Here is a 21,370-nt window from a genome sequence, read left to right as displayed (position 1 = left end):
GTCATCCTTCTTTTGAACCGTGGTTGTGGGGCGTCTTGTCGCCGGTCACGTCGCGGTACCAGAGTTCATGATGCTTGCGTGCCCAGGCGCGGCTGACCCAGCCATGCAGCATGGCGCCGATCGAGCCCTTGATCCAGATGCCGGCGTAGATGTGCACGATGATGCTCAGGATCAGCACGAACGCGGCCAGCGCATGCAGCAGGGCCGACAGGCGAATGACGTCGATGCCGAACCAGTGGCTGAAATACGCCCGCCAGATCACCAGGCCGCTGACCAGCAGCACCAGCATGCACGCCAGCAGGGTCCAGAACAGCAGCTTCTGCCCGGCGTTGTACTTGCCGATCGGCGGCACGCCCTCTTCCTTGTTCAGCATCACCCGGTCGATGCGCCGCAGCCACAGGCGGTCGTTGGCGGTGATGAAGTTGGCTCGCCAGAAGCGCAATACCAGGCCGAGGAAGAACACGAACATGCCCACGCCGATGAACGGGTGCAGGATGCGCGTCCATGGCCCGCCGCCGAACAGGTGGCTGAGCCAGAACAGCGCCGGGTGGAACAGCGCCAGCCCCGACAGCCCGGCCAGCACGAACAGGATGGCGACGACCCAGTGGTTGGTCCGCTCGTTGGCGTTGTAGCGCAGGATGGGTTTGTTGTCGTTCATGGCCGCTGCTCCCCTTGCCCGCCGGGCCTGGTCGGGTCATAGACATGGACCGCAGGATCCACCTGGTGCACCGTTGCGTCGGGCGGCATGGGGTGCTCGTCCTCTTCCACCCGCTGCGGGCCGACCCGCACGTAGTGGAAGAACCCGGCCAGCACCGCCGCGCCCATGGCCAGCAGCGCCAGCGGCTTGGTGAAGCCCTTCCACAGCCCCACCAGCGGGCTGATCACCGGTTGGTCCGGCAGGCCAGCATACAGCCGTGGCGTGTCGGCATGGTGCAGCACGTACATCACGTGGGTGCCGCCGACGCCGTCGGGGTCGTACAGCCCGGCGTTGTCATAGCCACGGGACTTCAAGTCGACGATGCGCTCGTCGGCGTGTACCTTCATCTCTTCCTTGGTGCCGAAGACGATGGCCCCGGTGGGGCAGGTTTTCACGCAGGCCGGCTCCAGGCCCACGCTCACGCGGTCGGAACACAGGGTGCACTTGTACGCCTTGTGGTCCTTCTGCGAGATGCGCGGAATGTTGAACGGGCAGCCGGTGATGCAGTAGCCGCAGCCGATGCAGTGGTCCTGGTTGAAGTCGACGATGCCGTTGGCGTGCTTGATGATCGCCCCGGGGCTGGGGCAGGCCTTCAGGCAGCCGGGCTCGGCGCAGTGCATGCAGCCGTCCTTGCGGATCAGCCACTCGAGGTTGCCGTCGTCGCGCTCGTGCTCGGTGAAGCGCATCAGGGTCCAGGTTTCGGCAGACAGGTCCTGGGGGTTGTCGTAGGTGCCGTGGTTGTGGCCGACCTCGTCACGCAGTTCGTTCCACTCCGAGCACGCCACCTGGCAGGCCTTGCAGCCGATGCACTTGGTGGTGTCGATCAGCTTGGCGACTTCCTGCTGCTGGCGTACCGAGGGCGCTACGGTGGTGGTGGCCGAGCGGGCGATGATGTCTTGGCTGGCCATCAGAGTTTCTCCACTTTGACGAGGAACGACTTGGACTCCGGCGTCTGGGTGTTGCCGTCACCGAGGAACGGCACCAGGGTGTTGGTCAGGTAGCCGTGCCGGGTGGTGCCGGTGAAGCCCCAGTGCAGCGGGATGCCGATCTGGTGGACGGTCTGGTTGTTGACCTTGAGCGGGCGAATCCGCTTGGTCACCACCGCCACCGCATCGATATGCCCGCGCTTGCTCGACACCCGCACCCGGTCGCCGGCCTTGATGCCCTTCTCGCTGGCCAGCACCTCGCCGATTTCGACGAACTGCTCGGGCTGGGCGATGGCGTTGAGGCGGCAGTGCTTGCTCCAGAAGTGGAAGTGCTCGGTCAGGCGGTAGGTGGTCGCCGCATAAGGGAACTCGTCATGGGTGCCGAGGGTGTCCCACACCGAATCGAAGATACGCCCGGCCGGGTTGCTGGTGGCCTTCTTGTTCTGCGGGTGCAGGGGGTTGATGCCGATCGGTGTTTCGAACGGCTCGTAGTGCTCGGGGAACGGGCCTTCGGCCATCTTGTCGATGGCGAAGAAGCGTGCCACGCCTTCGGGGTTCATGATGAACGGATTCATCCCCGCCTCAGGCGGCGAGTCGACCTTGAAGTCGGGCACGTCGGTTCCGGTCCAGGCCTTGCCGTTCCACCACACCAGGCGTTTTTTCTCCGGGTCCCAGGGTTTGCCCTGGGGGTCGCTGGAGGCGCGGTTGTAGAGGATGCGGCGGTTGGCCGGCCAGGCCCAGGCCCAGTTCTGCACCTGGTGCATGCCGTACGGGTCGCTGTTGTCGCGCCGGGCCATCTGGTTGCCCTGCTCGGTCCAACTGCCGGCGAAGATCCAGCACCCTGAGGCGGTGCTGCCGTCGTCCTTCATCTGGGCGAAGCCGGCCAGTTGCTGGCCGGCCTTGAGCGTGGCACCGGTGGCGTCGGTAAGGTCGGTGACTGCCCAGCCGTTCATCTCCTTGGCCAGCTCTTCGGGTGAAGGCTCTTCAGGGATTTTGTACGGCCAACTGATGTTGAACAGCGGGTCGGCGTAGGCGCCGCCTTCTGCCTTGTAGCGGTGGCGCAGGCGCAGGAACAGCTCGCTCATGATCTGCACGTCGGTGCGGGTTTCGCCCGGGCCGTCGGCACCCTTCCAGTGCCACTGCAGCCAGCGGCTGCTGTTGACCAGCGAGCCGTCTTCCTCGGCAAAGCAGGTGGTGGGCAGGCGGATGACTTCGGTCTGGATGTTGGCCGTGTCGACGTCGTTGAACGGGCCTGCATTGCGCCAGAACTCGGAGGTTTCGGTGGCCAGCGGGTCCATGATCACCAGCCACTTGAGCTTGGCCAGGGCCGCGGTCACGCGGTTCTTGTCCGGCAGCGCGGCAATCGGGTTGAAGCCCTGGCACATGTAGCCATTGACCTTGCCCTGGCCCATCATCTCGAACATGCGCAGCACGTCGTAGGCCGGCACGTCGAGCTTGGGCAGCCAGTCGTAACCCCAGTTGTTCTCGGCGGTGGCGTTGGCGCCGTACCAGGCCTTCATCAGGCTGACGTGGAACTTGCCGTAGTTCTGCCAGTACGACAGCTGCCCCGGGCGCAGCGGCTTGGAGGCGCGCTTGTCGATGTAGGCGGCGTAGTCCTGCTCAGCGTCGCCGGCCAGGGTCAGGTAGCCGGGCAACGAGTTGGACAGCAGGCCCAGGTCGGTCAGGCCCTGGATGTTGGAGTGACCGCGCAGGGCGTTGACCCCGCCACCGGGCATGCCGACGTTGCCCAGCAGCAGTTGCACCATGGCCGCGCTGCGGATGATCTGCGCGCCGATGGAGTGCTGGGTCCAGCCGAGGGCGTAGAGGATCGTCATGGTCTTGCCCGGTGCCGAGCAGGTGGCGATCTCCTCCCACACCTTCATCATCTGCTCCTGCGGCATGCCGCAGGTCATGCTGGCCAGCTCCGGGGTGTAGCGGCTGTAGTGCTGCTTCATCAGCTGGAATACGCAGCGCGGGTGCTGCAGGGTCGGGTCGACCTTGGCGTAGCCGTCCTCGCCCAGCTCGTAGCCCCAGCCGGACTTGTCGGCATACACGCGCTTGGCCTCGTCGTAGCCGCTGAACAGCCCGTCTTCGAAGCCATAGTTTTCTTTGACGATGAACGACACGTCGGTGTAGTTGCGCACGTACTCGTGCTGGATCTTGTCGGTGCTCAGCAGGTAGTTGATCAGCCCGCCCATGAAGGCGATGTCGGTGCCGGTGCGAATCGGTGCGTAGTAGTCGGCCACCGAGGCGGTACGGGTGAACCGCGGGTCGACCACGATCAGCCGCGCCTTGTTGTGCGCCTTGGCTTCGGTCACCCACTTGAAGCCGCACGGGTGCGCTTCAGCGGCGTTGCCGCCCATCACCAGGACCAGGTTTGCATTGGCGATGTCAGACCAGTGATTGGTCATCGCGCCACGGCCATACGTCGGGGCAAGACTTGCCACCGTCGGGCCGTGTCAGACACGCGCCTGGTTATCGAACCCCAGCATACCGGTTGCACGGATGACCTTGTGGGTTAGGTAGCCTGCTTCGCTCGATGCCGCGGAGGCGGCGAGAAAACCGGTGGTGAGCCAACGGTTGACGGTTTGGCCCTGGGCGTTCTTCTCGATGAAGTTGGCGTCGCGGTCCTTCTTCATCAGGTCCGCCACGCGGTCGAGGGCTTCGTCCCAGCTGACCCGGGTCCACTCGTTGCTGCCGGCCTTGCGCACTTCGGGGTACTTGAGGCGGTTGGGGCTGTGGATAAAGTCCAGCAAGCCTGCACCTTTCGGGCACAAGGTGCCGCGGTTGACCGGGTGGTCGGCGTCGCCTTCGATGTGGATGATGTTCTGTTTGACGTTTTTGCCCGCATCGCCCTGGCTGTACAGGATCAGGCCGCAGCCGACCGAGCAGTAGGGGCAGGTGTTGCGGGTTTCCTTGGTGTGCGCCAGCTTGAAGTGGCGCACCTGCTCGGCGAACGCCGGCGTGGGGGCCATGCCCAGCGCCGCAAGGCTCGAGCCTCCAAGGCCGACGGCGGCGACCTTGAAGAATTGCCGACGGTTGAGGTCCATCGTGCACTCCTGATCAGGTTACGGGCGCCTGGCACAGGGCCGGTGCCTCTATGGCTTCACGGTGGCGGTATGCGGATATCGCCAACTGTTAAGACTAGCCAAGAAACCGGGAAGTGCGATGACGTGGGTCAACAGTGGACGTGCTGAGGCCTGTAGGAGATCCCCCAGCCCTTTCGGGCTGCGCTGTCGCGCAGAGAACTAGTCCCGCAGGTGCACCGCGGCCCCTGTGGGAAGCGGCCTCGTGTCGCGATGGGCTGCGCAGCAGCCCCAAGATTCGCGAATCATGCAAGATTGCCGGGGCTGCTTTGCAGCCCATCGCGACGCAAGGCCGCTTCCCACAGGCATAGCGCCGGCCTTCAGATATTAAGCAAGACAGTTGCCAAAGGGGCGCATCAACCTCAAGCAAGCAGACATAAAAAAACCCAGGGCAAAGGCCCTGGGTTTTTGGCTTGGCGTACGCCGAGCGCTTCGATCAGAACGGAATGTCGTCGTCGAAGCTGTCGAAGTCAGCGGCTGGCTGCGGGGCCGGCTGTTGCGGCGCCGGGCGCTGCGGGGCCTGTTGCGGGCGCTGGGCCTGCTGGCGTGGCGGGGCCTGGTTGTACTGTTGCTGCTGGCCGCCACCGTAGTTGCCACCACCCTGGTTGTACTGGTCGCCGCCGCCTTGCTGGCCCTGCGGACGGCCACCGAGCAGCTGCATGGTGCCGTTGATGTCGACGATGATCTCGGTGGTGTAGCGCTTGATGCCGTCTTTTTCCCACTCGCGGGTCTGCAGCTTGCCTTCGATGTAGCACTGCGAACCTTTGCGCAGGTACTCGCCGGCAATTTCAGCGACCTTGCCGAACAGCGACACACGGTGCCATTCGGTACGCTCGACCTTCTGGCCCGACTGCTTGTCGGTCCACTGCTCGCTGGTGGCCAGGCTCAGGTTGGTCACGGCGTTACCGTTGGGCAGGTAGCGGACTTCGGGATCCTGACCGCAGGTACCGACCAGAATGACTTTGTTAACCCCACGGGCCATAACGTTCTCCTAGGCTTCGCACGCCGCTGAGGCTGGGTTTACCAGACGCTCGAGGGTCGCACGGTCCAAAATTTTCGTATCCAGTTTGATATAGATGGCGGCTTCTTCTGCCACCACAACAGCGTCGGTCACACCCGGCACGGCCAGCAGACGCTCGGTCAGGCCGGCTTCACGGACTGCTTCGGGCGTCAGCGGCATGCGCAGGCTGGTCACATACGGCGGCTCGTTCATGCGCAAGGCGACGACCAACCAGATGGCACACAGCACCGCGCAACCAAGGAACACCGTATCCAGCCCGCCGTGCTGGAACAACCAGCCTCCGAGGATGCCACCCAGCGCCGCACCGAGGAACTGGCTGGTGGAATACACCCCCATCGCCGTCCCCTTGCCACCGGCAGGCGACACCTTGCTCACCAACGAAGGCAGCGAAGCTTCCAACAGGTTGAATGCGGTGAAGAATACCACGGTGCCGATGACCAGTCCGCGCAAACCGTCAGCCCACTCCCAGAAGTATACCTCTGTCAGCAACAGCACACTGACCGCGCCGGCCAGCACGCGTTTCATCTTGCGCTTCTTCTCGCCGTAGATGATGAAGGGGACCATTGCAAAAAATGAAACCAGCAGCGCGGTCAGGTATACCCACCAGTGCTGTTCCTTTGGCAGCCCGCCACGCTCGACGAACGCCAGGGGCAGCGCCACGAAGCTGGCCATGAGGATGGCGTGCAGCACGAAAATGCTGATGTCCAGGCGCAGGAGGTCCGGATTGCGCAGGGTCGGGCCGAGGGCCTGACGCGCCACACCGGACTCGCGGTGCTGCAGCACCTGGTGGGCACTGGGCACCACGAAGGCGATCAGGGCGATACCGACCAGGGCAAGTCCTGCAGTAGCCAGGAACAATCCTGACAAACCAAAGGCACTTGTCAGCAATGGGCCGACCACCATGGCCACGGCGAAGGACAGGCCGATGCTCATACCGATCATGGCCATGGCCTTGGTGCGATGCTGCTCGCGGGTCAAGTCCGACAGCAGCGCCATCACCGCAGCAGAAATAGCCCCTGCGCCCTGCAGGATGCGCCCGGCAATCACGCCCCAGATCGAGTCGGCTTGCGCCGCCAATACGCTGCCCAGGGCAAAGATCACCAGGCCCAGGTAGATCACCGGGCGCCGGCCGATGCGGTCGGAAATCATCCCGAACGGGATCTGCAGCACCGCCTGGGTCAGGCCGTAGGCGCCGATGGCCAGGCCGATCAGCGCGGGGGTGGCGCCGGCCAGGTCCATGCCATAGGTGGCCAGCACCGGCAGGACCATGAACATGCCCAGCATACGAAAGGCAAAGACCAGGGCCAGGCCGCTGGCTGCGCGGGTTTCGCTGCCGCTCATGCGCTCGTTGTGGGTGTCGTGCATGGATGAACCTCGTGTGAACCGGCGGCGATTCTATCAGTCCGAGCCCATATCGGCATCTGCGCCGCTTTGCCGCGTACTGGCTACGCGCCGTATACTTCCTTGTTTATGCCCGCCGAGCGAGGCCGCAGTGGACAAGATCCTGATTCGTGGGGCCCGTACCCACAACCTGAAGAACATCGACCTGACCCTGCCCCGGGACAAGCTGATCGTGATCACCGGCCTGTCCGGTTCCGGCAAGTCGTCGCTGGCGTTCGACACGTTGTACGCCGAGGGCCAGCGCCGCTACGTCGAGTCGCTGTCGGCCTACGCCCGGCAGTTCCTGTCGATGATGGAAAAACCCGACGTCGACACCATCGAAGGCCTGTCGCCGGCGATCTCCATCGAGCAGAAGTCAACCTCGCACAACCCGCGTTCGACCGTGGGCACCATCACCGAGATCTACGACTACCTGCGCCTGCTGTATGCCCGGGTCGGCACCCCGCGCTGCCCGGACCACGACATCCCGCTGGAGGCGCAAACCGTCAGCCAGATGGTCGACCTGGTGCTGGAAAAGCCCGAGGGCAGCAAGCTGATGCTGCTGGCCCCGGTGATCCGCGAGCGCAAGGGCGAGCACCTGGCGCTGTTCGACGAGCTGCGCGCCCAGGGCTTCGTGCGGGCACGGGTCAACGGCAAGCTCTACGAGATGGACGAGCTGCCCAAGCTGGATAAACAGAAAAAGCACAGCATCGAGGTGGTGGTCGACCGCTTCAAGGTGCGCGCCGACCTGCAGCAGCGCCTGGCCGAGTCGTTCGAGACCGCGCTCAAATTGGCCGACGGCATCGCCCTGGTAGCACCGATGGATGATGAAGAAGGCGAGGAGATGATCTTCTCGGCGCGCTTCGCCTGCCCGATCTGCGGCCATGCCATCAGCGAGCTGGAGCCCAAGCTGTTCTCCTTCAACAACCCGGCCGGCGCCTGCCCGACCTGCGATGGCCTGGGGGTGAAGCAGTTCTTCGACACCAAGCGCCTGGTCAACGGCGAGCTGACTCTGGCCGAGGGGGCGATACGCGGCTGGGACCGGCGCAACGTGTATTACTTCCAGATGCTCGGTTCGCTGGCGGCGCACTATGGCTTCAGCCTGGAGGAGCCGTTCGGCGAGCTGCCTGCCGAGCACCAGAAGGTGATCCTGCACGGCAGCGGCAAGCAGAGCGTCGACTTCAAGTACCTCAACGACCGTGGCGATATCGTCAAGCGCTCGCACCCGTTCGAGGGCATCGTGCCGAACCTGGAGCGCCGCTACCGCGAGACCGAGTCGGCCACGGTGCGTGAAGAGCTGGCCAAGTTCCTCGGCACCCAGCCCTGCCCCGACTGCCGCGGCACGCGCCTGCGCCGTGAGGCGCGCCACGTGTGGGTGGGCGAGAAAACCCTGCCGGCAGTCACCAACCTGCCGATCGGCGAGGCCAGCGACTATTTCGGCGAGCTGACCCTGACCGGGCGGCGCGGCGAGATCGCGGCGAAGATCCTCAAGGAAATCTGCGAGCGCCTGCAGTTTCTGGTCAACGTGGGCCTGGACTACCTGACCCTGGACCGCAGCGCCGAAACCCTGTCCGGTGGCGAGGCCCAGCGCATCCGCCTGGCCAGCCAGATCGGCGCCGGCCTGGTGGGGGTGATGTACATCCTCGATGAGCCGTCCATCGGTCTTCATCAACGGGACAACGACCGCCTGCTGGCGACCCTCAACCACCTGCGCGACCTGGGTAACACGGTGATCGTGGTGGAGCATGACGAGGACGCCATCCGCCTGGCCGACTACGTGGTGGATATCGGCCCGGGCGCCGGTGTGCACGGCGGGCAGATCGTCGCCGAGGGCACCCCCGACGAAGTCATGGCCCACCCCGACTCGCTGACCGGCAAATACCTGTCGGGGCGCAAGAAGATCGTCGTGCCGGCCAAGCGCACCCCGCGCGATAAAAAGCTTTCGCTCAAGCTCAAGGGGGCCCGCGGCAACAACCTGCAGAATGTCGACCTGGAAGTGCCGATCGGCCTGCTGACCTGTGTGACCGGTGTGTCCGGTTCGGGCAAGTCGACGCTGATCAACAACACCCTGTTCCCGCTGGCGGCCACTGCGCTGAATGGCGCAAGCAGCCTGGAGCCGGCGCCGCACAGCAGCATCGACGGCCTGCAGCACCTGGACAAGGTGGTGGATATCGACCAGAGCCCGATCGGCCGTACCCCGCGTTCGAACCCGGCCACCTACACCGGCATCTTCACGCCGATCCGCGAGCTGTTCGCCGGCGTGCCGGAGTCGCGCTCACGCGGGTACGGCCCGGGGCGCTTCTCGTTCAACGTCAAGGGCGGGCGTTGCGAGGCGTGCCAGGGCGACGGCCTGATCAAGGTGGAGATGCACTTCCTGCCGGACATCTACGTGCCGTGTGACGTGTGCAAGAGCAAGCGCTACAACCGTGAAACCCTGGAGATCAAGTACAAGGGCAAGAACATCCACGAGGTGCTGGAAATGACCATCGAGGATGCCCGCGAGTTCTTCGACGCGGTGCCGGCGCTGGCGCGCAAGCTGCAGACGCTGATGGACGTGGGGCTGTCGTACATCAAGCTGGGGCAGTCGGCGACCACGCTGTCCGGCGGTGAGGCGCAGCGGGTAAAGCTGTCCCGCGAGCTGTCCAAGCGTGATACCGGCAAAACCTTGTACATCCTCGACGAGCCGACCACCGGCCTGCATTTTGCCGATATCCAGCAGTTGCTGGACGTGCTGCACCGCCTGCGCGACCACGGCAACACCGTAGTTGTAATCGAGCACAACCTGGATGTGATCAAGACCGCCGACTGGCTGGTGGACCTGGGGCCGGAGGGCGGCTCCAAGGGTGGGCAGATCATTGCCTGCGGCACGCCGGAGGACCTTGCCAAGAAGAAGCAGTCGTATACCGGGCACTACCTGAAACCGCTGCTGGAGCGGGACCGGGCCTGATGTGAAAAGCCCCTGGCATCGAAGGATGCCAGGGGCTTTTTTGTGCGCCTTTGATGGCCTCATCGCCGGAACAAATCGGCTCCTACAGGAGCCGATTTTCCGGCGATGGCGGTTACATCTGCGACTGCAGGTAGTTTTCCAGGCCGATAGCCTTGATCAGGCCCTGCTGCTTTTCCAGCCAGTAGGTGTGATCTTCTTCGGTGTCGGCCAACTGCGCACGCAGGATGTCGCGGCTGATGTAGTCCTTGTGCAGCTCGCACAGCTCGATACCCTTGCACAGCGCACCGCGCACCTTGTACTCGAGCTTGAGGTCGGCTTCGATCATTTCGGGTACGGTGCTGCCCACTTCGAGGTCGTCGGCACGCATGTCGGGGGTGCCTTCGAGCATCAGGATGCGGCGCATCAGGGCGTCAGCGTGCTGAGTCTCTTCTTCCATCTCGTGGTTGATACGTTCATAGAGCTTGGACAAGCCCCAGTCTTCGTACATGCGCGAGTGGATGAAGTACTGATCGCGTGCTGCCAGTTCGCCCTTCAGCAACGTGACGAGGTAGTTGATTACGTCCGGGTGACCTTGCATTGCCCTGCTTCTCCCTGTGAATGCTTCAATGCCTCATAGTTTGAACCAGCTTTTGCTAGCGGTCACGGAAAAATGCGCAATTACTAGCAAATAATCGGCTAAACAGTAGTGATATTCATTGAAAAACCGCCCAAACGAGGGCGGTTCTTGTTATCACTTCGACTTAGGCGAAATTGACGCCCAATGCCTTGGCGATGCCTTCGCCGTAGGCCGGGTCGGCCTTGAAGAAGTGCTGCAACTGGCGTTGCACCACGTCCTCGCTGACCCCAACCAGGGTGCCGGCGATGTTGCCGATCAACAGCGCTTTCTGTTCATCGTTCATCAGGCGGAACAAGGCACCTGCGTGGCTGTAGTAGTCGTTGTCTTCGCGGTGGTCGAAGCGGTCGGCTGCACCGCTCAGGGCCAGTGCCGGCTCGGCGTGGCGCGGCGACTGCTTGGGCGCATCGCTGTAGCTGTTCGGCTCGTAGTTCGGCGCGCTGCCGTAGCTGCCGCTGGCCATCGAACCGTCACGCTGGTAGCTGTGCACCGGGCTGCGCGGCGCATTCACCGGCAGGTGCTGGTGGTTGGTGCCGACGCGGTAGCGGTGGGCATCGGCGTAGGCGAATACCCGGCCTTGCAGCATGCGGTCTGGCGACAAACCGACACCCGGCACCATGTTGCTCGGGCCAAAGGTGGCCTGCTCGACTTCGGCAAAATAGTTGAGCGGGTTGCGGTTGAGCTCCAGCACACCCACCTCGATCAGCGGGTAGTCCTTCTGCGACCAGGTCTTGGTCACATCGAAAGGGTTCTCCTTGCGGTTGGCAGCTTCGCTTTCGCTCATCACCTGGATGCACACGGTCCAGCGCGGGTACTCACCACGCTCGATGGCCTCGAACAGGTCACGCTGGGCGTAGTCCGGGTCGCTGCCGGCCAGGCGCGCGGCCTCGGCCGGGGCCAGGTTCTTGATACCTTGCTGGGTCTTGAAGTGCCACTTGACCCAGGTGCGCTCACCTTCAGCGTTGATCAGGCTGTAGGTGTGGCTGCCAAAACCGTGCATGTGACGGTAGCCGTCCGGGATGCCGCGGTCGGAGAACAGGATGGTGACCTGGTGCAGCGCCTCGGGCGAATGGGACCAGAAGTCCCACATCATCTGGGCATTCTTCAGGTTGGTCTGCGGATGGCGCTTCTGGGTGTGGATGAAATCGGGGAACTTCAGCGGGTCGCGAATAAAGAACACCGGGGTGTTGTTGCCGACGATGTCCCAGTTGCCTTCCTCGGTGTAAAACTTCACCGCAAAGCCACGCGGGTCACGCTCGGTGTCTGCCGAACCACGCTCACCGCCAACGGTGGAGAAGCGCAGGAAGGTCTCGGTCTGCTTGCCGATGCTGTCGAACAGCCTGGCACTGGTGAATTTGCTGATGTCGCGGGTGACGGTGAAAGTGCCATAGGCGCCCGAGCCCTTGGCGTGCACGCGGCGCTCCGGGATGTTCTCGCGGTTGAAGTGGGCGAGCTTTTCGATCAGGTGGAAGTCATCGAGCAACAACGGGCCACGGGGGCCGGCGGAACGGGAGTTCTGGTTGTCGGCTACGGGTGCACCGCTGGCGGTGGTCAGAATCTTGCTCATTGGGCTCTCCTTATCGGTCTCTAATGGCCGGCTAAACGGCATGCAGAGAAGTATCGGCGAGCGCTGACACAAGAGCTAATTCATTGATCTTGTAGTCATGATAGAAATTTACAATTCATACAGGCACAAAAAACCGGGCGCTAGGCCCGGTTCTCTGTAGCAGACAGAACGTCTTACTCGGCAGCTTCTACAGCACCACCGACTGGACGATCAACCAGCTCGACGTACGCCATAGGCGCGTTGTCGCCAGCGCGGAAACCGCACTTCAGGATGCGCAGGTAGCCGCCCTGACGGGTGGCGTAGCGCTTGCCCAGATCGTTGAACAGTTTGCCAACAGCGGACTTCGAACGGGTACGGTCGAAGGCCAGACGGCGATTGGCAACGCTGTCTTCCTTGGCCAGGGTGATCAGCGGCTCGGCAACGCGGCGCAGTTCCTTGGCTTTCGGCAGGGTGGTTTTGATCAGCTCGTGCTCGATCAGCGACACAGCCATGTTCTGGAACATAGCTTTGCGGTGAGAGCTGGTACGGCTCAGGTGACGTCCACTTTTACGATGACGCATGATTCATTCCTTACCAAACAATTCGTTCGGTGATTACGACGATCAGGCAGTCGCCTTGTCGTCTTTCTTAAGGCTTGCAGGCGGCCAGTTGTCGAGGCGCATGCCCAGGGACAGACCACGGGAGGCCAGGACGTCCTTGATTTCAGTCAGGGACTTCTTGCCCAGGTTAGGAGTTTTCAACAGCTCTACTTCGGTACGCTGAATCAGGTCGCCGATGTAGTAGATGTTCTCCGCCTTGAGGCAGTTGGCCGAACGTACGGTCAGTTCCAGGTCGTCAACCGGGCGCAGCAGGATCGGATCGATCTCGTCTTCCTGCTCGACCACAACCGGCTCGCTGTCACCTTTGAGGTCGACGAACGCGGCCAGCTGCTGTTGCAGGATGGTCGCAGCGCGGCGGATAGCCTCTTCAGGGTCCAGGGTGCCGTTGGTTTCCAGATCGATGACCAGCTTGTCCAGGTTGGTACGCTGTTCAACACGGGCGTTTTCGACCACATAGGCGATACGACGCACCGGGCTGAACGAAGCGTCCAGCTGGAGACGGCCAATGCTGCGGCTTTCATCTTCGTCGGTTTGACGGGAGTCGGCCGGCTCGTAACCACGACCACGAGCTACGGTGAGCTTCATGTTCAGGGCGCCGTTGGACGCCAGGTTCGCGATTACGTGATCGGGGTTGACGATCTCGACATCGTGATCCAGCTGAATATCGGCAGCGGTAACCACCCCCGAACCCTTTTTCGACAAGGTCAGCGTAACTTCGTCACGACCGTGCAGTTTGATAGCCAGGCCTTTCAGGTTCAACAGGATTTCAATGACGTCTTCCTGTACACCTTCGATCGCGGAGTACTCATGGAGTACGCCATCGATCTCGGCCTCGACTACTGCACAGCCAGGCATGGAGGACAACAGGATGCGGCGCAGCGCGTTGCCCAGGGTATGGCCGAAACCACGCTCGAGAGGCTCGAGCGTGATCTTGGCGCGGGTTGGACTGACAACCTGCACATCGATGTGGCGGGGTGTCAGAAACTCATTTACCGAAATCTGCATGGATGCACCTATTTTCTAGCCCTTACTTGGAGTAGAGCTCGACAATCAGGTTTTCGTTGATGTCGGCGGACAGGTCGCTGCGAGCAGGAACGTTCTTGAAAACGCCCGACTTTTTAGCAGCATCCACGTCTACCCACTCAACGCGGCCACGCTGGGCGCACAGTTCAAGGGCTTGAACAATGCGCAGCTGGTTCGACGATTTCTCGCGAACGGCGACCACGTCACCCGGACGAACTTGGTAGGATGGAATGTTTACAGTCTTGCCGTTAACGCTGATCGCTTTGTGCGAAACCAGCTGACGGGACTCGGAACGGGTCGAACCGAAGCCCATACGGTAAACGACGTTGTCCAGACGGCTCTCGAGCATCTGCAGCAGGTTCTCACCGGTGGCGCCTTTCTTCGAGGCAGCCGCTTGGTAGTAACCGCGGAATTGACGCTCCAGTACACCGTAGATACGACGGACTTTTTGTTTCTCGCGCAGCTGGGTACCGTAGTCGGACTGACGGCCACGGCGCTGGCCGTGGATACCTGGGGCTGCTTCGATGTTGCACTTCGATTCCAGAGCGCGAACGCCGCTCTTCAGGAACAGGTCAGTGCCTTCACGGCGAGACAGTTTGCATTTTGGACCAATGTAACGTGCCATTTATCTGTCTCCTGATTACACGCGACGCTTCTTCGGCGGACGGCACCCGTTATGCGGGATTGGCGTCACGTCGGTGATGCTGGCGATCTTGTAGCCGCAGCTGTTCAGTGCACGAACGGCGGACTCACGACCTGGACCTGGACCCTTGACGTTAACGTCGAGGTTTTTCAGACCGTATTCCAGCGCAGCTTGACCAGCACGCTCAGCAGCGATCTGGGCTGCGAACGGGGTGGATTTGCGCGAACCACGGAAACCCGAACCACCGGAAGTAGCCCAGGACAATGCGTTGCCCTGACGGTCGGTGATGGTCACGATGGTGTTGTTAAAAGAAGCGTGGATGTGGGCGATGCCATCAACCACTGTCTTTTTGACTTTTTTACGAGGACGAGCAGCAGGTTTTGCCATGTCTATATTCCTGGGCGATTACTTGCGGATCGGCTTACGCGGGCCCTTACGGGTGCGTGCGTTGGTCTTGGTGCGCTGACCGCGAACCGGCAGACCTTTACGATGACGCAGGCCGCGGTAGCAACCCAGGTCCATCAAGCGTTTGATCTTCATGTTGATTTCGCGACGCAGGTCACCTTCGGTGGTGAACTTCGCGACTTCGCCACGCAGGGTTTCGATTTGCTCGTCGCTCAGATCCTTGATCTTTGCGGCTGGGTTTACACCAGCGTCTGCACAGATTTTCTGCGCAGTAGTGCGACCGACACCATAGATGTAGGTCAGCGAGATAACAGTATGCTTGTTATCTGGAATGTTGACGCCTGCAATACGGGCCATTCAGTGGGACTCCAATTGACAGCTACCTACGCCCCGGAAGCCAAGAAATAGGGCGCGAGATAATATCGCTGTAGAAACGAATAATCAACCCAGCAGCACACTAGCTGCTGGGTTTGAAGCGCGGATCACACTCAGCCTTGGCGCTGCTTGTGACGCGGTTCCGCGCTGCAGATCACGCGAACGATACCTTCGCGACGAATGATCTTGCAGTTGCGGCACAGCTTTTTCACCGATGCACGAACTTTCATTACCGACTCCTCGAACCTTAAGGGGCTAGATCAGCGCAGCAGACCGCTGCCGCCGTAGCCTTTCAGGTTGGCTTTCTTCATCAGGGATTCGTACTGGTGCGAAACGAGGTGCGATTGTACTTGGGACATGAAGTCCATCACAACCACTACCACAATCAGCAACGAGGTCCCGCCAAGGTAGAACGGCACGTTTGCAGCCACCACCAGGAACTGGGGCAGCAGGCACACGGCCATCATGTATAGAGCACCGAACATGGTCAAACGGGTCAGGACGCCATCAATGTAGCGTGCCGACTGCTCACCAGGACGGATACCCGGAATAAAGGCACCGGACTTCTTCAGGTTTTCCGCTACGTCTTTCGGGTTGAACATCAACGCTGTGTAGAAGAAGCAGAAGAAAATGATCCCTGCACTAAACAGCAGAATGTTCAACGGCTGACCAGGAGCGATCGACTGCGAGATGTCCTGCAGCCAGCCCATACCTTCGGACTGACCGAACCAGGCACCCAGCGAAGCCGGGAACAGCAAGATGCTGCTCGCGAAAATGGCCGGGATTACGCCCGCCATGTTCACTTTCAGCGGCAAGTGGCTGGTCTGCGCAGCGAAGACCTTGCGGCCCTGCTGACGCTTGGCGTAGTGAACGGCGATACGACGCTGACCACGCTCAATGAACACCACGAAACCGATAATCGCTACTGCCAGCAAACCGATTGCGACCAGGGCGAAAATATTGATATCGCCTGTGCGTGCAGACTCGAAAGACTGCCCGATTGCTCTCGGAAGACCGGCAACGATACCTGCGAAGATCAACATCGAGATACCGTTGCCCACACCGCGCTCGGTGATCTGCTCGCCCAGCCACATCATGAACATCGCGCCTGCCACGAAGGTGGAGACGGCGACGACATGGAAGCCGAGGCCTGCAGAAAACGCCACGCCCTGGTTGGCCAGGCCAATGGACATGCCAATGGCTTGGACCAGCGCCAGGATAACGGTGCCGTAGCGGGTGTACTGGCTGATCTTGCGACGGCCAGCTTCACCTTCCTTCTTCAACTGTTCCAGCTGTGGGCTGACAGCAGTCATGAGCTGCATGATGATCGATGCCGAGATGTACGGCATGATCCCCAGTGCAAAGATGCTCATGCGCTCCAGCGCACCACCGGAAAACATGTTGAACAAGCTAAGAATGGTCCCCTCATTCTGCCGGAACAGATCCGCGAGACGGTCCGGGTTAATGCCTGGTACCGGGATGTGCGCGCCAATCCGATAGACGATGATCGCCATGAACAGAAAGCGCAGACGAGCCCAGAGTTCCGACATCCCGCCCTTACCGAGCGAAGAGAGAGCACCTTGCTTAGCCATTTATTCCTCGAACTTGCCGCCAGCTGCTTCGATAGCCGCACGTGCACCTTTGGTGACGGCGATACCCTTGAGGGTGACTGCGCGAGTGACTTCGCCCGACAGCATGATTTTCACGCGCTGTACGTGCTGGCCGATCACGTTGGCGTCCTTGAGGGACTGAACGGTGATCAGATCGCCTTCCACCTTGGCCAGCTCGGACAGACGCACTTCGGCGCGATCCATGGCTTTCAGGGAAACGAAGCCGAACTTCGGCAGGCGACGGTGCAGCGGCTGTTGACCGCCTTCGAAGCCTGGAGCGATGGAGCCACCGGAACGGGAGGTCTGACCTTTGTGGCCGCGGCCACCGGTCTTACCCAGACCGCTACCGATACCACGGCCCGGACGGTGCTTCTCGCGACGGGAACCCGGCGCTGGACTCAGATCATTGAGTTTCATTGATTAACCCTCGACCTTCAGCATGTAGTAAGCCTTGTTGATCATCCCGCGGTTCTCGGGAGTATCCTGGACTTCTACAGTGTGACCGATGCGACGCAGACCCAGACCCTTCACGCACAGTTTGTGGTTAGGGATACGGCCCGAGACGCTCTTGATCAGCGTTACTTTTACAGTTGCCATGATCAGAAGATCTCCTCAACAGTCTTGCCGCGCTTGGCAGCAATGGACTCAGGGGATTGCATGGCTTTCAGACCCTTGAAAGTGGCGTGAACCACGTTCACCGGGTTGGTCGAACCGTAGCACTTGGCCAGGACGTTCTGAACACCAGCAACTTCCAGGACGGCACGCATTGCGCCGCCGGCGATGATACCGGTACCTTCCGAGGCAGGCTGCATGTATACCTTCGAGGCGCCGTGGGCGGCCTTGGTGGCGTACTGCAGGGTGGTGCCTTTCAGGTCAACCTGAATCATGTTGCGACGAGCAGCTTCCATGGCTTTCTGGATCGCGGCTGGTACTTCGCGCGATTTGCCACGGCCAAAGCCAACACGACCTTTGCCATCACCGACCACGGTCAGTGCGGTGAAGGTGAAGATACGGCCGCCTTTTACGGTTTTAGCTACGCGGTTAACTTGAACCAGCTTCTCGATGTAGCCTTCGTCGCGCTTTTGATCGTTATTTGCCATAACTTAGAACTCCAGCCCGCCTTCACGAGCAGCATCAGCCAGCGCCTTGACGCGGCCGTGGTACTTGAAGCCGGAACGGTCAAAGGCAACTTGAGATACACCGGCGGCTTTCGCGCGCTCAGCTACCAGCTTGCCAACCTTAGTGGCCGCGTCGATGTTGCCGGTGGCGCCATCACGCAGGTCTTTGTCCAAGGTCGAGGCGCTTGCCAGAACCTTGCTGCCGTCGGCCGAAATGACCTGGGCGTAGATGTGCTGCGAGGAGCGGAACACGCACAGACGCACGGCTTCGAGCTCGTGCATTTTCAGGCGTGCTTTGCGAGCGCGACGCAGTCGAGTAACTTTTTTGTCGGTCATTTGCTAGGCCCTACTTCTTCTTGGCTTCTTTACGACGGACTACTTCATCCGCGTAACGCACACCCTTGCCCTTGTAAGGCTCTGGCGGACGGAAACCGCGGACTTCAGCGGCCACCTGACCCACCAGCTGCTTGTCGATACCCTTGATCAGGATGTCGGTCTGGCTTGGGGTTTCAGCGGTGATGCCGGCTGGAAGTTCGTAATCCACTGGGTGCGAGAAGCCCAGAGCCAGGTTCAGGATGGTGCCCTTAGCCTGAGCCTTGTAACCAACACCGACCAGCTGGAGCTTGCGCTCGAAGCCTTGGCTTACGCCGTGGACCATGTTGTTCACCAGGGCGCGGGTGGTACCGGCCATGGCGCGAGCTTGCTGGTCACCGTTGCGAGCAACGAAACGCAGCTCACCAGACTCTTCGGTAACTTCAACAGACGAGTGAACGTTCAGTTCGAGAGTACCCTTGGCACCCTTCACCGAAAGCTGCTGGCCGGCGAATTTGACTTCGACGCCTGCTGGCAGCTTAACGGGGTTCTTAGCGACGCGAGACATGCCTATCTCCCCTTAGAACACTGTGCACAGAACTTCGCCGCCGACACCGGCAGCGCGCGCAGCGCGGTCAGTCATCACACCTTTGTTGGTGGAGACAATAGACACGCCCAGGCCGCCACGTACTTTTGGCAGCTCGGTCACGGCCTTGTACTGGCGCAGGCCAGGACGGCTCGAACGCTTCAGCTCTTCGATGACCGGACGGCCTTCGAAGTACTTCAGCTCGATCGACAGGGAAGGCTTGGCTTCACCGGTCACTTCGTAGCTGGCGATGTAACCTTCGTCTTTCAGTACTTTGGCAACCGCGACCTTCAGGGTGGAAGAAGGCATGCTTACGACATGCTTTTCAGCCATCTGGGCATTACGGATGCGAGTTAGCATGTCCGCTAACGGGTCCTGCATACTCATGGGCTAGATGCTCCTGATACAAGAATTATTAGCCTTGCGGCTATCACAACCACCTGGGCAGGCAGGGTAAAAAACCCGGGCTCAGGTGAGCCGGTCATTCTAGACACAAGGCAGAAACGAAACAAGCCCCATATAGGGGCTTGTTTCTTTGCGAGGTCACCGGCGGTCGGAAGATTGCTCCCCCGCCGCCGGCGGTCACGCCAGCTGTGTTACCAGCTAGCCTTGACCAGACCTGGCACGTCACCGCGCATTGCAGCTTCGCGCAACTTGTTACGGCCCAGGCCGAACTTACGGTATACACCGTGAGGACGACCGGTCAGGCGGCAACGGTTGCGCAGGCGCGAGGCGCTGGCGTCACGTGGTTGCTTCTGCAGGGCGACAACGGCAGCGAAACGCTCTTCAGGAGAGGCGTTCAGGTTGACGATGGTCGCTTTCAGCTCAGCACGCTTTTTGGCGAACTTGGCTACCGTGAGCTGACGCTTCAGCTCGCGGTTTTTCATGCTCTTCTTGGCCATTTTCCTACTCCAATCAGTTGCGGAACGGGAACTTGAAAGCACGCAGCAGAGCGCGGCCTTCGTCGTCCGAACGAGCAGTGGTGGTCAGGGTGATGTCCAAACCGCGCAGAGCATCGATCTTGTCGTAGTCGATTTCCGGGAAGATGATCTGCTCTTTCACGCCCATGCTGTAGTTGCCACGACCGTCGAAGGACTTGGCATTCAGGCCGCGGAAGTCGCGAACCCGTGGCAGGGAGATCGCCAGCAGGCGGTCCAGGAACTCGTACATTTTTTCGCGACGCAGGGTCACCTTGACACCGATCGGCCAGCCTTCGCGGACTTTGAAGCCTGCGATGGACTTGCGAGCGAAAGTCACGACCGGCTTTTGACCGGTGATCTTTTCCAGGTCGGCAACAGCGTGCTCGATGACTTTCTTGTCGCCGATCGCTTCGCCCAGACCCATGTTCAGGGTGATCTTGGTAACGCGCGGAACTTCCATCACGTTCGACAGCTTAAGTTCTTCCTTAAGCTTAGGAGCGATTTCGTTCCGGTAAATCTCTTTCAGTCGTGCCATGGTCTTCTACCTAGCAGTGTTCAAGCATCAACCGCTTTTTGGGTCGACTTGAAGACACGAATTTTTTTACCGTCTTCTACTTTGAAACCAACGCGGTCAGCCTTGTTGGTTTCGCCGTTGAAGATGGCAACGTTGGAAGCGTGCAGAGGCGCTTCTTTCTCGACGATACCGCCCTGAACGCCCGCCATCGGGTTAGGCTTGGTATGACGCTTGACCAGGTTCACGCCACCGATAACCAGACGGTCATCAGCCAGAACCTTCAGCACCTTACCGCGCTTACCCTTGTCTTTGCCGGCGATCACGATGATCTCGTCGTCACGACGAATCTTTTGCATGTCGGATCTCCTTAGAGCACTTCAGGGGCGAGCGAGACGATCTTCATGAACTTCTCAGTGCGAAGCTCACGGGTCACTGGCCCGAAGATGCGAGTACCGATCGGCTCTTGCTTGGTGTTCAGCAGAACAGCAGCGTTGCCGTCGAAACGAATGATGGAACCGTCAGCGCGACGTACACCGTGACGGGTACGGACGACAACAGCGGTCATCACCTGGCCTTTTTTGACCTTACCGCGCGGAATTGCTTCCTTGACGGTTACTTTGATGATGTCACCGATACCGGCGTAACGGCGGTGGGAACCGCCGAGCACCTTGATGCACATGACGCGACGAGCGCCGCTGTTATCGGCCACATCGAGCATGGATTGAGTCTGAATCATAAAATTTCTCCGACCCTTAGCCCTTAGACTTCAACAGCGCGTTCGAGGACTTCAACCAGTGCCCAGGACTTGGTCTTGGCCAGCGGACGGGTTTCGCGGATGGAAACCTTGTCGCCGATCTTGCACTGGTTGGATTCGTCGTGCGCGTGCAGCTTAGTCGAACGCTTAACGTATTTACCGTAGATCGGGTGCTTTACGCGACGCTCGATCAGAACGGTGATGGTCTTGTCCATTTTGTCGCTGACGACACGGCCAGTCAGCGTACGGACGGTTTTTTCAGCTTCAGCCATGA

The 21,370-nt window shown here is 60.9% G+C and carries 26 protein-coding genes; 1 reads left to right on the top strand and 25 read right to left on the bottom strand.

What is annotated here, in order from left to right:
* Position 1: 1 nt before the first annotated feature.
* The 5 genes from KSS94_RS02775 to KSS94_RS02755 form a co-directional block, all read right to left on the bottom strand.
* The gene (locus KSS94_RS02775) at positions 2–658 is read right to left on the bottom strand and encodes a formate dehydrogenase subunit gamma (protein ID WP_217841547.1); all 657 of its coding nucleotides are present in this window, start codon (positions 656–658) and stop codon (positions 2–4) included.
* A complete protein-coding gene (gene fdxH / locus KSS94_RS02770) occupies positions 655–1,605 on the bottom strand; it encodes a formate dehydrogenase subunit beta (RefSeq protein WP_217841546.1) in 951 nt (316 codons plus the stop codon). The genes KSS94_RS02775 and fdxH overlap by 4 nt, the downstream gene beginning before the upstream one ends.
* On the bottom strand, positions 1,605–4,673 hold the full coding sequence (fdnG, locus tag KSS94_RS02765) for a formate dehydrogenase-N subunit alpha (protein WP_217841545.1): 3,069 nt from the start codon (positions 4,671–4,673) through the stop codon (positions 1,605–1,607). The genes fdxH and fdnG overlap by 1 nt, the downstream gene beginning before the upstream one ends.
* Before the next feature lie 472 nt (positions 4,674–5,145).
* Entirely contained in the window at positions 5,146–5,691 is a 546-nt protein-coding gene (locus tag KSS94_RS02760; RefSeq protein ID WP_217841544.1) for a single-stranded DNA-binding protein, read from the bottom strand.
* A gap of 9 nt (positions 5,692–5,700) precedes the next feature.
* Positions 5,701–7,095, bottom strand: coding sequence for an MFS transporter (locus KSS94_RS02755; protein ID WP_217841543.1), 1,395 nt, complete (start codon positions 7,093–7,095; stop codon positions 5,701–5,703).
* Between the two features lie 127 nt (positions 7,096–7,222).
* Here KSS94_RS02755 and uvrA point away from each other — a divergent pair, with 127 nt between their 5' ends.
* Positions 7,223–10,057, top strand: a complete 2,835-nt coding sequence (gene uvrA / locus KSS94_RS02750; protein WP_217841542.1) for an excinuclease ABC subunit UvrA — start codon at positions 7,223–7,225, stop codon at positions 10,055–10,057.
* A gap of 112 nt (positions 10,058–10,169) precedes the next feature.
* Here the strand turns inward: uvrA and bfr are convergent, their stop codons facing one another.
* The 20 genes from bfr to rpsQ form a co-directional block, all read right to left on the bottom strand.
* Complete coding sequence (gene bfr, locus KSS94_RS02745) at positions 10,170–10,634, bottom strand: bacterioferritin (protein ID WP_003257116.1); 465 nt, start codon at positions 10,632–10,634, stop codon at positions 10,170–10,172.
* Between the two features lie 163 nt (positions 10,635–10,797).
* The gene (locus KSS94_RS02740) at positions 10,798–12,237 is read right to left on the bottom strand and encodes a catalase (protein ID WP_217841541.1); all 1,440 of its coding nucleotides are present in this window, start codon (positions 12,235–12,237) and stop codon (positions 10,798–10,800) included.
* A gap of 173 nt (positions 12,238–12,410) precedes the next feature.
* A complete protein-coding gene (gene rplQ / locus KSS94_RS02735) occupies positions 12,411–12,797 on the bottom strand; it encodes a 50S ribosomal protein L17 (RefSeq protein WP_003255451.1) in 387 nt (128 codons plus the stop codon).
* A 42-nt stretch (positions 12,798–12,839) separates the two neighbouring features.
* Entirely contained in the window at positions 12,840–13,841 is a 1,002-nt protein-coding gene (locus KSS94_RS02730) for a DNA-directed RNA polymerase subunit alpha (RefSeq protein ID WP_003255452.1), read from the bottom strand.
* Positions 13,842–13,863: 22 nt separating this feature from the next.
* Positions 13,864–14,484: a 30S ribosomal protein S4 gene (rpsD, locus tag KSS94_RS02725; protein WP_217841540.1), complete on the bottom strand. Its 621-nt coding sequence runs from the start codon at positions 14,482–14,484 to the stop codon at positions 13,864–13,866.
* Positions 14,485–14,499: 15 nt separating this feature from the next.
* Entirely contained in the window at positions 14,500–14,889 is a 390-nt protein-coding gene (gene rpsK / locus KSS94_RS02720) for a 30S ribosomal protein S11 (RefSeq protein WP_003255454.1), read from the bottom strand.
* 18 nt (positions 14,890–14,907) lie between these two features.
* The gene (rpsM, locus tag KSS94_RS02715; RefSeq protein ID WP_217841539.1) at positions 14,908–15,264 is read right to left on the bottom strand and encodes a 30S ribosomal protein S13; all 357 of its coding nucleotides are present in this window, start codon (positions 15,262–15,264) and stop codon (positions 14,908–14,910) included.
* A 131-nt stretch (positions 15,265–15,395) separates the two neighbouring features.
* Positions 15,396–15,512: a 50S ribosomal protein L36 gene (gene rpmJ, locus KSS94_RS02710; RefSeq protein ID WP_011531897.1), complete on the bottom strand. Its 117-nt coding sequence runs from the start codon at positions 15,510–15,512 to the stop codon at positions 15,396–15,398.
* A gap of 30 nt (positions 15,513–15,542) precedes the next feature.
* Entirely contained in the window at positions 15,543–16,874 is a 1,332-nt protein-coding gene (secY, locus tag KSS94_RS02705) for a preprotein translocase subunit SecY (RefSeq protein ID WP_003255459.1), read from the bottom strand.
* Positions 16,875–17,309 (bottom strand): 50S ribosomal protein L15, encoded by a 435-nt coding sequence (gene rplO, locus KSS94_RS02700; RefSeq protein WP_011531896.1) that lies wholly within the window; start codon positions 17,307–17,309, stop codon positions 16,875–16,877.
* 3 nt (positions 17,310–17,312) lie between these two features.
* Positions 17,313–17,489, bottom strand: a complete 177-nt coding sequence (gene rpmD, locus KSS94_RS02695; protein ID WP_011531895.1) for a 50S ribosomal protein L30 — start codon at positions 17,487–17,489, stop codon at positions 17,313–17,315.
* A 2-nt stretch (positions 17,490–17,491) separates the two neighbouring features.
* Positions 17,492–17,992, bottom strand: coding sequence for a 30S ribosomal protein S5 (gene rpsE, locus KSS94_RS02690; RefSeq protein WP_011531894.1), 501 nt, complete (start codon positions 17,990–17,992; stop codon positions 17,492–17,494).
* Positions 17,993–17,995: 3 nt separating this feature from the next.
* On the bottom strand, positions 17,996–18,346 hold the full coding sequence (rplR, locus tag KSS94_RS02685; RefSeq protein WP_029614571.1) for a 50S ribosomal protein L18: 351 nt from the start codon (positions 18,344–18,346) through the stop codon (positions 17,996–17,998).
* A gap of 10 nt (positions 18,347–18,356) precedes the next feature.
* Positions 18,357–18,890, bottom strand: coding sequence for a 50S ribosomal protein L6 (gene rplF / locus KSS94_RS02680; RefSeq protein ID WP_217841538.1), 534 nt, complete (start codon positions 18,888–18,890; stop codon positions 18,357–18,359).
* 12 nt (positions 18,891–18,902) lie between these two features.
* A complete protein-coding gene (rpsH, locus tag KSS94_RS02675) occupies positions 18,903–19,295 on the bottom strand; it encodes a 30S ribosomal protein S8 (RefSeq protein WP_217841537.1) in 393 nt (130 codons plus the stop codon).
* Positions 19,296–19,504: 209 nt separating this feature from the next.
* The gene (gene rpsN / locus KSS94_RS02670) at positions 19,505–19,810 is read right to left on the bottom strand and encodes a 30S ribosomal protein S14 (protein ID WP_011531890.1); all 306 of its coding nucleotides are present in this window, start codon (positions 19,808–19,810) and stop codon (positions 19,505–19,507) included.
* A gap of 13 nt (positions 19,811–19,823) precedes the next feature.
* Positions 19,824–20,363 carry a 50S ribosomal protein L5 gene (rplE, locus tag KSS94_RS02665; protein WP_012316517.1) on the bottom strand — a complete coding sequence of 180 codons (540 nt, stop codon included), beginning with the start codon at positions 20,361–20,363 and terminating at the stop codon, positions 19,824–19,826.
* A gap of 20 nt (positions 20,364–20,383) precedes the next feature.
* Entirely contained in the window at positions 20,384–20,698 is a 315-nt protein-coding gene (rplX, locus tag KSS94_RS02660) for a 50S ribosomal protein L24 (RefSeq protein ID WP_003255476.1), read from the bottom strand.
* An 11-nt stretch (positions 20,699–20,709) separates the two neighbouring features.
* Positions 20,710–21,078 carry a 50S ribosomal protein L14 gene (rplN, locus tag KSS94_RS02655; protein WP_008089810.1) on the bottom strand — a complete coding sequence of 123 codons (369 nt, stop codon included), beginning with the start codon at positions 21,076–21,078 and terminating at the stop codon, positions 20,710–20,712.
* 23 nt (positions 21,079–21,101) lie between these two features.
* Positions 21,102–21,368 carry a 30S ribosomal protein S17 gene (gene rpsQ / locus KSS94_RS02650; protein ID WP_008089812.1) on the bottom strand — a complete coding sequence of 89 codons (267 nt, stop codon included), beginning with the start codon at positions 21,366–21,368 and terminating at the stop codon, positions 21,102–21,104.
* Positions 21,369–21,370: the final 2 nt, after the last annotated feature.

Source organism: Pseudomonas fakonensis (assembly GCF_019139895.1).
Classification (GTDB): Bacteria; Pseudomonadota; Gammaproteobacteria; order Pseudomonadales; family Pseudomonadaceae; genus Aquipseudomonas; species Aquipseudomonas fakonensis.
The sequence above is the reverse complement of the archived record's forward strand: the minus strand, read 5'-3'. Positions and strand labels throughout refer to the sequence as shown.

What these genes read in the sequence shown, in the direction of transcription:
- rpsK (WP_003255454.1), bottom strand. Translation starts at nt 14,889, where the DNA reads ATGGCAAAACCTGCTGCTCGTCCTCGTAAAAAAGTCAAAAAGACAGTG.
- bfr (WP_003257116.1), bottom strand. Translation starts at nt 10,634, where the DNA reads ATGCAAGGTCACCCGGACGTAATCAACTACCTCGTCACGTTGCTGAAG.
- KSS94_RS02760 (WP_217841544.1), bottom strand. Translation starts at nt 5,691, where the DNA reads ATGGCCCGTGGGGTTAACAAAGTCATTCTGGTCGGTACCTGCGGTCAG.
- rplF (WP_217841538.1), bottom strand. Translation starts at nt 18,890, where the DNA reads ATGTCTCGCGTCGCTAAGAACCCCGTTAAGCTGCCAGCAGGCGTCGAA.
- fdxH (WP_217841546.1), bottom strand. Translation starts at nt 1,605, where the DNA reads ATGGCCAGCCAAGACATCATCGCCCGCTCGGCCACCACCACCGTAGCG.
- rplR (WP_029614571.1), bottom strand. Translation starts at nt 18,346, where the DNA reads ATGACCGACAAAAAAGTTACTCGACTGCGTCGCGCTCGCAAAGCACGC.
- rplO (WP_011531896.1), bottom strand. Translation starts at nt 17,309, where the DNA reads ATGAAACTCAATGATCTGAGTCCAGCGCCGGGTTCCCGTCGCGAGAAG.
- KSS94_RS02730 (WP_003255452.1), bottom strand. Translation starts at nt 13,841, where the DNA reads ATGCAGATTTCGGTAAATGAGTTTCTGACACCCCGCCACATCGATGTG.
- rpsD (WP_217841540.1), bottom strand. Translation starts at nt 14,484, where the DNA reads ATGGCACGTTACATTGGTCCAAAATGCAAACTGTCTCGCCGTGAAGGC.
- KSS94_RS02755 (WP_217841543.1), bottom strand. Translation starts at nt 7,095, where the DNA reads ATGCACGACACCCACAACGAGCGCATGAGCGGCAGCGAAACCCGCGCA.
- rplQ (WP_003255451.1), bottom strand. Translation starts at nt 12,797, where the DNA reads ATGCGTCATCGTAAAAGTGGACGTCACCTGAGCCGTACCAGCTCTCAC.
- KSS94_RS02740 (WP_217841541.1), bottom strand. Translation starts at nt 12,237, where the DNA reads ATGAGCAAGATTCTGACCACCGCCAGCGGTGCACCCGTAGCCGACAAC.
- rpsM (WP_217841539.1), bottom strand. Translation starts at nt 15,264, where the DNA reads ATGGCCCGTATTGCAGGCGTCAACATTCCAGATAACAAGCATACTGTT.
- rpmJ (WP_011531897.1), bottom strand. Translation starts at nt 15,512, where the DNA reads ATGAAAGTTCGTGCATCGGTGAAAAAGCTGTGCCGCAACTGCAAGATC.
- rplX (WP_003255476.1), bottom strand. Translation starts at nt 20,698, where the DNA reads ATGCAAAAGATTCGTCGTGACGACGAGATCATCGTGATCGCCGGCAAA.
- rpmD (WP_011531895.1), bottom strand. Translation starts at nt 17,489, where the DNA reads ATGGCAACTGTAAAAGTAACGCTGATCAAGAGCGTCTCGGGCCGTATC.
- rplN (WP_008089810.1), bottom strand. Translation starts at nt 21,078, where the DNA reads ATGATTCAGACTCAATCCATGCTCGATGTGGCCGATAACAGCGGCGCT.
- KSS94_RS02775 (WP_217841547.1), bottom strand. Translation starts at nt 658, where the DNA reads ATGAACGACAACAAACCCATCCTGCGCTACAACGCCAACGAGCGGACC.
- rpsE (WP_011531894.1), bottom strand. Translation starts at nt 17,992, where the DNA reads ATGGCAAATAACGATCAAAAGCGCGACGAAGGCTACATCGAGAAGCTG.
- rpsH (WP_217841537.1), bottom strand. Translation starts at nt 19,295, where the DNA reads ATGAGTATGCAGGACCCGTTAGCGGACATGCTAACTCGCATCCGTAAT.
- rpsQ (WP_008089812.1), bottom strand. Translation starts at nt 21,368, where the DNA reads ATGGCTGAAGCTGAAAAAACCGTCCGTACGCTGACTGGCCGTGTCGTC.
- secY (WP_003255459.1), bottom strand. Translation starts at nt 16,874, where the DNA reads ATGGCTAAGCAAGGTGCTCTCTCTTCGCTCGGTAAGGGCGGGATGTCG.
- rpsN (WP_011531890.1), bottom strand. Translation starts at nt 19,810, where the DNA reads ATGGCCAAGAAGAGCATGAAAAACCGCGAGCTGAAGCGTCAGCTCACG.
- rplE (WP_012316517.1), bottom strand. Translation starts at nt 20,363, where the DNA reads ATGGCACGACTGAAAGAGATTTACCGGAACGAAATCGCTCCTAAGCTT.